Origin of the sequence: Solihabitans fulvus (genome assembly GCF_008386585.1) — a bacterium.
In the GTDB taxonomy this organism is placed as follows: domain Bacteria; phylum Actinomycetota; class Actinomycetes; order Mycobacteriales; family Pseudonocardiaceae; genus Solihabitans; species Solihabitans fulvus.
Genome location: NZ_VUOB01000019.1, coordinates 64,678 through 76,876, shown reverse-complemented (window position 1 = coordinate 76,876; position 12,199 = coordinate 64,678). Strand labels below are relative to the sequence as shown.

The 12,199-nt window shown below is 70.1% G+C and carries 12 protein-coding genes; 7 read left to right on the top strand and 5 right to left on the bottom strand.

From position 1 onward, the window contains the following. Window positions 1-7 precede the first annotated feature (7 nt). Together F0L68_RS11110 and F0L68_RS11105 are read left to right on the top strand one after the other, a co-directional pair. Entirely contained in the window at window positions 8-646 is a 639-nt protein-coding gene (locus F0L68_RS11110; RefSeq protein WP_149849422.1) for a TetR/AcrR family transcriptional regulator, read from the top strand. 239 nt (window positions 647-885) lie between these two features. Further along, the gene (locus F0L68_RS11105; RefSeq protein ID WP_149849461.1) at window positions 886-2,430 is read left to right on the top strand and encodes a glycerol-3-phosphate dehydrogenase/oxidase; all 1,545 of its coding nucleotides are present in this window, start codon (window positions 886-888) and stop codon (window positions 2,428-2,430) included. A 42-nt stretch (window positions 2,431-2,472) separates the two neighbouring features. Here F0L68_RS11105 and F0L68_RS11100 read toward each other — a convergent pair whose 3' ends face one another. Next, a complete protein-coding gene (locus F0L68_RS11100; RefSeq protein ID WP_149849421.1) occupies window positions 2,473-2,970 on the bottom strand; it encodes an AAA family ATPase in 498 nt (165 codons plus the stop codon). 218 nt (window positions 2,971-3,188) lie between these two features. Next, entirely contained in the window at window positions 3,189-4,211 is a 1,023-nt protein-coding gene (locus tag F0L68_RS11095) for a glycoside hydrolase family 113 protein (protein WP_149849460.1), read from the bottom strand. 142 nt (window positions 4,212-4,353) lie between these two features. On the opposite strand from F0L68_RS11095, the gene F0L68_RS11090 reads away from it, so the two are divergent. Genes F0L68_RS11090 through F0L68_RS11075 form a run of 4 tightly spaced genes read left to right on the top strand, consistent with a single transcriptional unit; the run spans window position 4,354 to window position 7,317 of the window. Then, on the top strand, window positions 4,354-4,632 hold the full coding sequence (locus tag F0L68_RS11090; RefSeq protein ID WP_149849420.1) for a helix-turn-helix transcriptional regulator: 279 nt from the start codon (window positions 4,354-4,356) through the stop codon (window positions 4,630-4,632). Then, window positions 4,629-5,165: a hypothetical protein gene (locus F0L68_RS11085; RefSeq protein ID WP_149849419.1), complete on the top strand. Its 537-nt coding sequence runs from the start codon at window positions 4,629-4,631 to the stop codon at window positions 5,163-5,165. Before F0L68_RS11090 ends, F0L68_RS11085 begins: the two co-directional genes overlap by 4 nt. A 44-nt stretch (window positions 5,166-5,209) precedes the next feature. Further along, complete coding sequence (locus F0L68_RS11080; protein ID WP_149849418.1) at window positions 5,210-6,121, top strand: ABC transporter ATP-binding protein; 912 nt, start codon at window positions 5,210-5,212, stop codon at window positions 6,119-6,121. After that, a complete protein-coding gene (locus tag F0L68_RS11075; protein WP_149849417.1) occupies window positions 6,118-7,317 on the top strand; it encodes an ABC transporter permease in 1,200 nt (399 codons plus the stop codon). Before F0L68_RS11080 ends, F0L68_RS11075 begins: the two co-directional genes overlap by 4 nt. Window positions 7,318-7,408: 91 nt before the next feature. Here F0L68_RS11075 and F0L68_RS11070 read toward each other — a convergent pair whose 3' ends face one another. From F0L68_RS11070 to F0L68_RS11060, 3 genes are all read right to left on the bottom strand, one after another. Then, the gene (locus tag F0L68_RS11070; RefSeq protein ID WP_149849416.1) at window positions 7,409-8,740 is read right to left on the bottom strand and encodes a citrate synthase; all 1,332 of its coding nucleotides are present in this window, start codon (window positions 8,738-8,740) and stop codon (window positions 7,409-7,411) included. A 450-nt stretch (window positions 8,741-9,190) separates the two neighbouring features. Then, the gene (locus F0L68_RS11065; protein ID WP_149849415.1) at window positions 9,191-10,156 is read right to left on the bottom strand and encodes a carbohydrate kinase family protein; all 966 of its coding nucleotides are present in this window, start codon (window positions 10,154-10,156) and stop codon (window positions 9,191-9,193) included. Window positions 10,157-10,273: 117 nt separating this feature from the next. Beyond that, complete coding sequence (locus tag F0L68_RS11060) at window positions 10,274-10,894, bottom strand: TetR/AcrR family transcriptional regulator (protein ID WP_149849414.1); 621 nt, start codon at window positions 10,892-10,894, stop codon at window positions 10,274-10,276. A gap of 118 nt (window positions 10,895-11,012) precedes the next feature. Here F0L68_RS11060 and F0L68_RS11055 point away from each other — a divergent pair, with 118 nt between their 5' ends. Further along, complete coding sequence (locus F0L68_RS11055; protein WP_149849413.1) at window positions 11,013-12,155, top strand: acyl-CoA dehydrogenase family protein; 1,143 nt, start codon at window positions 11,013-11,015, stop codon at window positions 12,153-12,155. Window positions 12,156-12,199: the final 44 nt, after the last annotated feature.

Genomic DNA, 12,199 nt, shown 5'->3' with positions numbered 1-12,199 from the left:
GTGACACATGACGTCCAATCGTCACAGCACCGAACTGACCGCCACCCGCACCTCGACCAACCGGGTCGACGACGCCGCGCTGCTCGACGCCACCCGCGCCTGCGTGCTCGCGGTCGGCGTGCGGCGCACCACGCTGACCGACGTGGCCCGCCGCGCCGGGGTCAGCAGGATGACGCTCTACCGACGCGTCCCCGACGTGCGCAGCCTGGTCACCGCGCTGATGACCAGGGAGTTCGGCGCGCTGTTACAGGACGCGGCCAAGGCGGCGAGCCAGCTGCCGACGGCCCGGCAGCGGCTGGTCGCCGGGGCCGTCGACGCGGCGCGCGCGCTGGTCTCGGACCCGCTGCTGCGGCGGGTGCTCGAACTCGACGCCGAACTGATGCTGCCCTACATCGTGGACCGACTCGGCAGCACGCAGCGGATCGCCGAGCAGTTCGTCCGCGAGCAGATCGTGGTCGGGCACGGCGACGGCTCGGTGCGGCAGACCGAGCCCCTGGTGCAAGCCAGGCTGCTGTACCTGACCGTGCAGGCGGTCGTGCTGTCGATGCGCCCGGCCACCGCCGACCTCGCGCAGGAGTCGCTGCTCGCCGAGCTGGCGACCCAACTCGACGCCGCGCTGCGGCCGACCCTCCCCGGCGAGGCGTGAGATGACCGCCACGCCACCCAGACACGGCAAGCCAACCCACTCCGGCCATTCCTTCCCAGCGAGGTCCCTGTGACTGCCACACCCGCGTCCGCCACGCAGCGCCAGACCACGCGGGCCGTCGCACCACCGAGACACGGCAAGCCAACCCACACCGGCCATTCCTTCCCAGCGAGGTCCCTGTGACTGCCACACCCGCGTCCGCCACTCCCGCGTCCACCACTCCCCTGCCCGCTGGTTCGCTGCGGGCCACCTCGCTGAACGCGGCACGCCGCGCGGCCGACCTGGCCTCGGTGGCCGGCGGCCAGGTGGTCGACCTGCTCGTCGTCGGCGGCGGCGTGACCGGCGCGGGGGTCGCGCTCGACGCGGCCTCGCGAGGCCTGTCCGTCTGCCTCGTCGAGGCGCACGACCTCGCGTTCGGCACCTCGCGGTGGTCGAGCAAGCTGGTGCACGGCGGGCTGCGCTACCTGGCGCAGGGCGAGGTCGGGCTCGCGCACGAGAGCGCCGTCGAGCGCGGCGTGCTGATGACCAGGACCGCGCCGCACCTGGTCCGCTCGCTGCCGCAACTGGTTCCGCTGCACGACCCGGCGTGCGGGGCCGGAATCTCGCTGCGCGCGCAGGCCGTGGTCCAGGCCGGACTGCACGCGGGGGACGCGCTGCGCCGGCTGGCCCGCACCCCGTCCTCGGTGCTGCCCGGCCCGCGCCGGGTGCCGGCGGCCGAGGCCCTGGCGCTGGCGCCCGGCCTGCGCCGCGCCGGCCTGCGCGGCGGGCTGCTGTCCTACGACGGCCAGCTCGTCGACGACGCGCGGCTGGTGCTCGCGCTGGCCAGGACCGCGGCCGGGTTCGGCGCGAAGATCCTCACCAGGGCAAGGGTCAGCACGCTGCGCGGGGACGGCGCCGAGGTCGTCGACGAACTCACCGGAACCGCCTTCGAGGTGCGGGCGAACGCGGTGGTGAACGCGGCGGGCGTGTGGGCCGGCCAGCTGGTCGACTCGGTGCGGCTGCGGCCGTCCAGGGGCTCGCACCTGGTGCTCGACGCGGCGGCCACCGGGCTGACCGGCACGGCGCTGACCATCCCGGTGCCCGGCGAGGCCAACCGGTTCGTGCTGCTGATGCCGCAACAGGACGGCAGGGTGTACCTGGGCCTGACCGACGAGCCCGTGGACGGCCCGGTGCCGGACGTGCCCGAGGTGCCGCAGGGCGACGTGGACTTCCTGCTGGACGTGGCGTCCTCGGTGCTGGACCACCGGCTGCGCCCCGAGGACGTGCTCGGCAGCTTCGCCGGCCTGCGGCCGCTGATCGACCTGCCCGGCTCGCCCGAGGGCGGCCGCAGCGCGGACCTGTCGCGGCGGCACGCGGTGCTGACCGCGCCGGACGGCGTGGTGACGGTCGTCGGCGGCAAGCTGACGACCTACCGCAGGATGGCCGCCGACGCCGTGGACGCGGCGGTGCGCACCAGGGGCCTGTCCGCCGGGCCGTCCAGGACCACGAACGTGCCGCTGGTCGGCGCGGCCCCGGCGTCCACGCTGTCCACTGTGGACGCACCGGGCCGGCTGGTCGCCAAGTACGGCACGGAGGCGGCCAGGGTGCACGCGCTGGCCGAGTTCGACGCGGACCTCGCCGCGCCGCTCGCCCCCGGGGTCGCGGTGACCGTCGCCGAGGCCGTGTGGGCCGTGCGGCACGAGGGCGCGCTCGACGCGGCCGACGTGCTGGACCGGCGCAGCCGGATCGGCCTGGTGCCGGCGGAGCGAGCCGCCGCACTGCCCGCCGTGACCGCGCTGTTCTAGTGCTGCGCCTAGTACGGAAGCCGAACAGTGTGATCTGAACGGTCATCGATGGGATGGCGGTGGACCGGCAAGCGCTGCCAGTTGGTCCACCACGTCGGCGAGTGGCTTCCGGGTGTCGATCTCTATGGTGGCTGATGACCGAAGCAGCGGCTCGACCTCGGTCGTGTCCGCCACGATCTTTTCGCGTTCCTCGGCGGTTTTCCCGAAGGGGTTGGTGTCGCGGTTGGCGATGCGGTCGAGCATCACCGCTATGGGCGCGCTGAGCAGGACGACCTCGTCGAACCGCGGATAGAACGTGCCCTGGTTCCACACCGTGCCAGCGATGAACAGCGGCTCACCCGAACGCTCATGATCCGCGATCAGCGCGTCGATCCGGTCCTCGCGCCACTGCGGCTCCACACCGACGCCATCGGGACGGGGGACGTCGTCGATCCACCCCCCGAAGTCTGTGTCCACCACCCGATATCCCCGCTGTTCCAACCGGCTCAAGGCCGTCGATTTCCCCGTGCCGGACATGCCAGTCACCAAGATCACCGCCATCTGTTCATGGTAAAACGGGCAGGCGAAGTGTCGGGTGTTTGAGGCGTTGTCGCTGGTAGTGGTCCAGGCCGGTCTCGTTCATGGCACATTGGACGGTTTCCTCCATACCCCAACGACTCCCGGCAACACGGACGAGTTCGGCCAGCGGCAGCCGGGCGAGCATGCGCGCTGCCAGTTCGGGGCGGTGAGTCAAAGCCAGCGGGCACCGCGTGGTGCCGTCAGTCGCGGTAGTAGTCCGCGAGGGCGGTGAACGCGGCCTTGGGCTCCCACGGCATGTCCGGGTAGGTGTCGCCCTTGCGGTCTTCGAGGACCTTGACGATGCCGAAACTGGCCAGGTCGAGGTCGTGGCGAGGGTCGTCGGGGCGGTGCGGGTAGTTGCCGAGCGCGAAGAGATACACAAAGGCACTGTCAACGCCTTCGGCGTCGAAGATCTCCAGTAACTCGCGCAGGTAAGCAGCCTGGCCGGCCTCGTCGCGGACATAGTCACCGTTCAGTCGAACCGGGCGACCGGTGTGGTCGTCGAACTCGACGATCTCCATGCTGCGCGGCGCAACGTCACCCGCGCCCAGCCAGGTGGCCGCGCCGAAGCCGGTGATCGCGACCGGTTTCCCTTGCGCGACAAGGGTGCGCACGCCTTCCTGATATCGGTCGGCCACCGCGGCGGACCGGATGAGTTCGACCGACATGAAGTCGAACAGGGTCCAGTCGACGCGCTCGAACGGTATGCACGCGTAGGTGATCTTCCCTCCGAATCGTTCGCGGACCGTGGTGACGGCCTTGGCGAGGAAGTCGTTGAGGCGGGCATTCACCTCGACGAGTCGCTCGCCCCGACTGCTGAGCTGGCTTAACAACAGATCGAGGCGTTTCTCGAGGCTGTCGCCGGGCAGGAATCCCTGGTTCATGATGCTCAGCTCGACGCCGGTGACGAACACGACCTCGGCTCCCGTCGCCCGGATTCGCTCGGCCCTTTCCGCGCAGTCGGCGAACAGCGACAGCATTTCGGTGGTCGTCAGTTCCAGTGGGTAGGGCGAGAACCAGACCTCCAACCCCACCTCGGCGGCGCAGCGGGCAGCCAGTTCGAGCCGGTCCGGACTGCCGCCGACGATGTGCACGGCATTGCAGTGCAGGTCGTCGCGGATGATGGCCAGCTCCCGCCTGACCACGTCGAGTTCGAAGCTGTCACGGGAGATCTCGCCGTTGCGGACGAAGCCGGTGTCGTACGCGATGCCCTTGGCACGCATGAGTCTGTCCCCTTCCTGTGCTGATCCGAGGGGTCCAAAGTTAGAAGCAAACTTGCGTGCGCGCAAGTTCGCGTGCACGCAAGTTGACCGACGACCACGGAACGACTTGACGTGTCGTTGGGTTTTTGCAACGCTTCGTTCTGTGAGTCCAGTGAGACGCGGCAAGGACCTGCCGATATTCAACCGGCTACAGGTTCTCCGCGCGGAGCGCGGGCTGACCAGGGCGGCTCTGGCCGAGGCGGTTGAAGTGAACCCCCAGACGATCGGGGCGTTGGAGCGGGGCGACCATTACCCGAGCCTGGATCTCGCGTTTCGCATCTGCGAGGTCTTCGGGCTGCCGGTGGAGGCGGTCTTCAGCCGCAACCCGTTCACGCCGCTGTCCACCCAGGTCTACGGCTCGCGGCAGGAGGGTACGGAGTGAACACGACAACCGACACGCGACTCGGCCGCATCTACGACAGCTACCTCGCGCGCAGAGCCAACCGGGTGGCGAAAAGCCAGCAGCAGTTCCCGTCCTGGCGCAGCCGACACCGCCGCCGCGTCGCGGTCCGCTGGTGGGCAGGCTCGGTGCTGGCCGGCCTGGTCGGGTCGCCGTTTTCCTTCCACAACCCGATAACCACCTTGCTGCTGGCCGGATTCACGGTGTTCGTCCTGTTCTGGTACAGCTTGCTGAAGATCCTCACCAGGTCGGTGGCGGAGCGTCCCCGTGCGCTGCTGGACGAGCACGAACTGGCGCTGCGGGGGCGTTACGTCTACGTGGGCTTCTACGTCAGCACCATGAGCATGGCGGCGATCATCTTCTCGCTGCTGCCGGCGATCGTCTCCCCCGGCGGCTGGTGGGGGCCGCAGACCACCTACGGTCTCGCGCTCGCGCTGCTGTTGCTGTCCATCGGCCTGCCGACCGCGCTGCTCGCCTGGAACCTGCCCGACGACGATCCCGAGGACCTGCTGTGACAGCCCCGATCCCCACGAGGGACACCGCGCGAGGAGGACAGAACGTGACCCATGAGGTACTCGAGATCGACCGGGTCTCCAAGCGCTACGGCGAGATCGTCGCCCTACAGGACATGACCTTCCAGGTGCGCGCCGGTGAGCTGTTCGGTTTCGTCGGCAGCAACGGCGCCGGCAAGACCACGACGATGCGGATCACCCTCGGCGTGCTGGCCGCCGACTCCGGCGAGGTGCGCTGGGGTGGCCTGCCGATCACCTTCCAGACGCGGCGCAGAATCGGCTACCTGCCGGAGGAACGCGGCCTCTATCCGAAGATGAAGGTGCTCGACCAGCTCGTGTACCTCGGCGAGCTGCACGGCATGTCGACCAACGCGGCGCACCGCTCGGCGGAGAACTGGATCGCCCGCCTCGGCCTGCGCGAGCGCCGCAACGACGAGGTGCAGAAGCTCAGCCTCGGCAACCAACAGCGCGTGCAGCTGGCCGCCGCACTCGTGCACGACCCCGAGGTGCTGGTGCTCGACGAGCCCTTCTCCGGGCTCGACCCGGTCGCCGTCGACGTGATGAGCCAGGTGCTGCGGGAGCAGGCCGCGGCCGGCGTTCCGGTGATGTTCTCCAGCCACCAGCTGGATCTCGTCGAGCGGCTCTGCGACCGGATCGGCATCGTCCGAAATGGACAGATGGTCGCCTGCGGCACCGTCGACGAGCTGCGCGCCGGCGCGCCCCCGCAGCTGGTCGTCGACGCGCCCGACGCGCCCGCGGGCTGGGCCAACGGGCTAGCCGGCGTCACCGTGGTCGAGCAGGTCGGCACCCGCACGGTGCTCGAACTGGCCGGCGACGCGGACGACCAGGCCGTGCTGCGCGCGGCCATCGCGACCGGTCCCGTCAGGGAGTTCAGCCGCAGCAAGCCATCGCTCACCGAGTTGTTCCGCAACGTCGTCACCCAGGAGAAGACAGCATGAGCTCCCAAGGCACCTCGACGCACCCGGCCCGCCCGGTGCTGCTCGTCGCGCGGCGCGAGTTCCTGAACAAGGTGCGCAGCAGGTCCTTCGTCATCGGCACGGTCGTGATCATCGCGTTCCTCGCGGGCTACGTGCTGCTCCAGACCTTCCTGTTCGACAAGAGCACGACCAGCACGGTCGGGCTGACCGGCCAGGCCACGGTCGTGGCCGAGCAGCTCAAGGCCACCGCGAAGGCCGCGGGCAGGACCATCGACATCAAGGACGTCGCCGACCCGGCGGCCGGCGAGGACCAGGTGCGCAAGGGCGACCTGGACGCCCTGGTGACCGGCGCGTCCGGCGCACTGCGCGTGGTGGTCAAGAACAACCTGGACGACACGCTGCATTCGATCCTGGACACGGTGGCGCAACAGCAGGTGCTCGGCGGCCAGCTCGCCGAGGCCGGCCTCGACCCGCGCAAGGTCGAGCAGAACATGGCGCAGGCGAGGCCGAAGGTCACCATGCTCGAACCCAAGGACGAGCAGCACGGCGAGCGCCTCGCCGTCGGGCTGATCGTCGCCGGACTGCTGTACTACTCGCTGCTGGTCTACGGGATGATGGTCGCGCAGGGCGTCGTCGAGGAGAAGTCCAGCCGGGTGGTGGAGATCATGCTCGCCACGATCCGCCCATGGCAGTTGTTGCTTGGCAAGGTGATCGGGCTCGGCGCGGTCGGCCTGCTCCAGTTGTTGATCATCGGCGCCGGCGGGATCGGGCTCGCCGTGTCCACCAACGTGCTGGACACGACGTCCCTCGCCGGCGGCGCGCTCGCCGCGGGAGTGCTCTGGTACCTGCTCGGCTTCTTCCTGTACGCCACCATCTTCGCCGCGGTCGCGTCGCTGGTGTCGCGGCAGGAGGACCTTCAGTCGGTGGTCACACCGATCACCATGGCGATCGTCGTCGCGTTCGTGGTCGGCATCAACCTGATGATCCAGGACGCCTCCGGCACCGCGGTGACCGTGCTGTCGATGCTGCCGCCCTTCGCCCCCGTGCTGATGCCGGGACGGATGGCGCTCGGCGTCGCGCCAGCGTGGGAGGTGCTGCTCGCGGTGGCCCTCGCGCTCGCCAGCATCGCGGCCATCACCTGGTTCGGCGGCCGGGTCTACCGCAACGCGGTGCTGCGCACCGGCGCCAGGGTGAAGCTGCGGGAAGTGTTGCGCTGACAGGGTTTCCGCTGGACAACGACATCCGCCCCGGTCAGGGGGTCGCGGTTGCGATCCCCGCCGGGGCGGAATGTGGTGGTGTGACGAGAGGTCAGCGGCCGTCCATCGGAACGAAGTTCCGCTCGGGCGCGCCGACGTAGACCTGACGCGGGCGGCCGATCTTGGTGGCCGGGTCCTGGTTCATCTCGCGCCAGTGCGCGATCCAGCCGGGCAGCCGACCCAGTGCGAACAGCACCGTGAAGAACTTGGTCGGGAAGCCCATGGCCCGGTAGATCAGGCCGGTGTAGAAGTCCACGTTCGGGTACAGCTTGCGCTCGACGAAGTAGTCGTCCGCGAGCGCGGTCTCCTCGAGCTTCTTGGCGATCTCCAGGAGCTGGTCGTCGCCGCCGAGCTTGCCGAGGATCTGGTCGGCCGTCTTCTTGATGATGGCGGCGCGCGGGTCGTAGTTCTTGTAGACCCGGTGGCCGAAGCCCATCAGTCGGACGCCGTCCTCCTTGTTCTTGACCCGCTTCACGAAGGACTCGACGTCGCCGCCCTCGTCGCGGATGCCCTCGAGCATCTCCAGCACCGCGCTGTTCGCGCCGCCGTGCAGCGGGCCGAACAGGGCGTTGATGCCGGCGGAGATGCTGGCGAACAGGTTCGCCTCGGACGAGCCGACCAGGCGCACCGTCGACGTCGAGCAGTTCTGCTCGTGGTCGGCGTGCAGGATGAACAGCAGGTCCAACGCCTTGACCAGTTCGGGGTCGACGTCGTAGGGCTCCGCGGGGAAGCCGAAGGTCATCCGCAGGAAGTTCTGCACCAGGCCAAGGGAGTTGTCCGGGTACAGGAACGGCTGGCCGACGGACTTCTTGTAGGCGTAGGCGGCGATGGTGGGCACCTTCGCCAGCAGCCGGATGGTGGAGATCTCCACCTGGCTGTTGTCGAACGGGTTCAGGCTGTCCTGGTAGAAGGTGGACAGCGCGGACACCGCGGAGGACAGCACGGGCATCGGGTGGGCGTCGCGGGGGAAGCCACCGAAGAACCGCTTCAGGTCCTCGTGTAGCAGGGTGTGCCTGCTGATCTTGGAGGAGAAGTCGTCCAGTTGGGCCTGGGTCGGCAACTCGCCGTAGATCAGCAGGTAGCTGACCTCGATGAAGTTGGACCGCTCGGCGAGCTGCTCGATCGGGTACCCGCGGTAACGCAGAATGCCGGCGTCACCGTCGATGTAGGTGATCTCCGAGGAGCAGGAGGCCGTGTTGACGAAGCCGGGGTCGAGGGTCACCATGCCGGTTTTCGCCAGCAGCTTCCCAAGGTCGATCCCGGGGGCGCCCACAGTCGCGGGCACCACATTCATCTCGTGCTCTCCGCCCTCGTGGCGCAGCGCGACGGTACGGATGTCTGACGGCCTGTCCGTCGAAGTGGGCGCAGTCGTCGCGTCGGGCATGCAAGTCCCTCTCACGCTTGGGCGGGATGGCGCCAGCAGCTCGACCACGTGATGCGGGTCTCACGAACAGGCGTGCGGCTTGGGTTTCCGCACCGCAGCACCACCCCGTTGGGGTCCTGTCAGTTCAGCACGCTAGTCGGCGTCATCGCCGACCCGCAGCAGCAGCGTTAGCCGAATCCGCAAGTTGGGATCGGTATCACACCCTGCGCGAGACGCATCCCGGTCGGGATGGCCAGCGTGAACGTCCCGCGCGCGACGACGGAAAACCGCCGGTCAACGGCCGATTCGGTGGTCTGCGCCGCATCGGCCGACCGGGTGGCCGGCCCGCGAGAGCGTCGTACTCCACGGTAGTCCCTCCGACGGCCCGGACTACCTGATCAGGGGTGAGAGCTAGGCCCCACTCTCCGTGGGTTTCATCACCGCAACGCAACCCGAGGACACGGCGGGTGATCACACCGGGCGGCTGGCGGCAAGTTCGGCCAGGTAGGGCGGCTCCGCGCCGGCCCGCGAACAGGTCAGCGCCGCAGCGGCGCCCGCGAAGCCGAGCGCGGCCCGCCACTGCTCCTCGTCGAGCCCGGCCACCGCCGAGCGGCTCAGCGCGTCCTGGCTGTGCAGCCACGCCAGCAGCGCGCCCTGCACGGTGTCCCCCGCCCCGATCGTGTCCACAACGGACACCGGCACGGGTGGCGCCTCGACCAGCGCGCCGGCCGAGGTCAGCGCGAGCAGGCCGGCGCCGCCCCTGGTGAGCACGACGGCGGCCGGCCCGGCGGCCAGCCAGTCCAGCAGCACCGCGCGGACGGCGTCCTCGGGGGCGTCCTCGGGCAGCTCGGCGAGCCAGCGTGCGTCGTCGAGGGAGAGCTTGAGCAGGCCGACGTGCGGCAGCCAGGCCGCGAACCTGGCCCGGTAGGCGACGGGGTCAGGGATCAGCCCCACGCGCACGTTCGGGTCGAGCACGGTGAGCGTGCCCCGGTCGGACTCGCGCCGCAGCATCCGCTCGTAGACGCTCGCGCCCGGTTCCAGCACGAGCGAGAGGGTGCCGAAGGAGACGGCGGCGACCTCAGCCGGCAGCGGACCTGGGTCGGCGACCAGCCGGTCGGCCGTGCCGGCGACGTAGAAGGAGTAGCGCGCCGAGCCGTCGTCGTCGAGGCCGACCACGGCCAGCGTCGTCGGCTCGGGGCCGCGCTGCACCAGGCCGACATCCACAGTGGACATGCGCAGCCGGTCGACCAGCGCGTCGCCGAACAGGTCCGTCGACACCCTGGACAGGAAGCCGACCGGCGCGCCGAGCCTGCCCGCCGCGACGGCCACGTTGTACGGCCCGCCGCCGAGCCTCGGTTGCAGGTCCGCCAGCTGGCCGTCCGCCGAGGACGGCGCGGGGACCAGGTCGACCAGTGCCTCGCCGGCCACGATGATCACGCGGGACTCCCTCCGGTTGCGTCGCACAGGGTTGTACCTCACCGGGGCGCGCCGCACCTACGTGTGCCACCCGAATCTGTCCGGGACAGATTCGCGCCACGCGAGGCGGGCCGGGCTCTAGCGAGGCCCGGAGGCGAGGCCGCCGAGCAGCAGTTCGGCCAGGGCGGTGAACGCCTCGGCGTCGGACACCTTGGCGCGCTCGGTGAGCACGCCCGTCTGGATGCCCTCGATCAGCAGGCCGGCCATCTCCGCGACCAGGGTGGCGTGCACGTTGCGGAACACCCCGTCGCGCACGCCCTGGAGGATGAACGACCTGATCCGCTCGGCCGCGGCGCGGGCGTTGGCCTCGTAGGTCGCCGAGGTCGGCGGGAAGCCCGCGATGTCGGCGATGAACCGGCTGGAGGCGCGGCGCAGCTCGTCGGCGGCCCCGGCGAGGTAGCTGCCGACCCGCTCCCTGACGTCCGCGATCTCGGCGATGCGCAGCTCGATCCGCTGCGCCGCGCCCTTGAAGTAGCGCCCGACGACCCGCACCGCGAGCTGCTCCTTGCTCGACGCCAGCGTGTAGAGCGTCGACTTGGAGCAGTGCAGGCGGGACGCGAGGTCGTCGAGGGTGAGGTGGGCGAAGCCCTCGCCGAGGAAGAGGTCCTCCAGCCGGCCGAGCAGTTCGGCCTGCCGTGCCGTCGGCGCGGCTCGCCGAACGCGGCCCCTTGGCTGCGCGGGAAGCTCGGTCGCGGTCATCTCTCGACCTTGTCACATGAGTGTGAATCGATTCCAGTGACGGGAGCCACCTTGTGACAGTACTCTGGTACGTCCCACAGTACTGTTGTCAGTACCGATGGCTCACCGGAGGATCCCGATGCCAGCCGAACGAGTGCTTCCCAGCACAGAGGCCGAGGACCTGCTCTCCCTGGTCAGGGAGATCGCCAGGGACGAGCTCGCGCCGAAGGCGGCCGAGGCCGAGGAGCAGGGCCTGTTCCCCCGGGACGCGTTCCGGCTGCTCGGCAGGAGCGGCCTGCTCGGGCTGCCGTACCCCGAGGAGATCGGCGGCGGGGGCCTGCCCTACGAGGTCTACCTCCAGGTGCTCGAGGAGCTGGCCGCCGCCTGGCTGACCGTCGCCGAGGGCCTGTCCGTGCATGTGATGTCCTGCTACCCGCTGGCCAGGTACGGCGCCGACGAGCAGCGCGACCGCTGGCTCGGCGACATGCTCGGCGGCGAGCTGCTCGGCGCGTACGCGCTGTCCGAGCCGCACGCCGGGTCCGACCCCGCCTCGATGACCACCCGCGCGACGCGCGACGGCGCGGACTACGTCGTCAACGGCACCAAGGCGTGGATCACGCACGCCGGCGTCGCCGACTTCTACACGCTGATGGCCCGCACCAGCGACGACGGCGGCAACGGGATCAGCTGCCTGCTCGTGGACGGCGGCACCGAGGGCGTGTCGGCCGCGCCGCGCGAACGCACCATGGGCCTGACCGGTTCCACGGTGGCGCAGCTGCGGTTCCAGGGCGCGCGGGTCGCCGCGGAGCGGCGCGTCGCGCAGGAGGGCGCCGGCCTGAAGATCGCGCTGTCCGCGCTGGACTCCGGGCGGCTCGGCATCGCCGCGTGCGCGGTCGGCCTCGCCCAGGCCGCGCTGGACGAGTCCGTGCGCTATGCCAAGCAGCGCAAGCAGTTCGGCAAGTCGATCATCGACTTCCAGGGCGTCGAGTTCCTGCTCGCCGACATGGCCGCCGGGGTCGAGTCGGCGCGCGCGACCTACCTTGAGGCGGCCCGCCGCCGCGACCGTGGGCTGCCGTTCCGCCGCCAGGCCGCGATCGCCAAGCTCGTCGCGACGGATACCGCGATGAAGGTGACCACCGACGCCGTGCAGGTGCTCGGCGGCGCCGGCTACACGCGGGACTTCCCGGTGGAGCGGTACATGCGCGAGGCCAAGGTGCTCCAGATCTTCGAGGGCACCAACCAGATCCAGCGGCTGGTCATCGGCCGGGAGCTACGCCGCTAGCGAACCACACACAGAGGATGTCCCCGCCACTCGCCGAAAAGCGA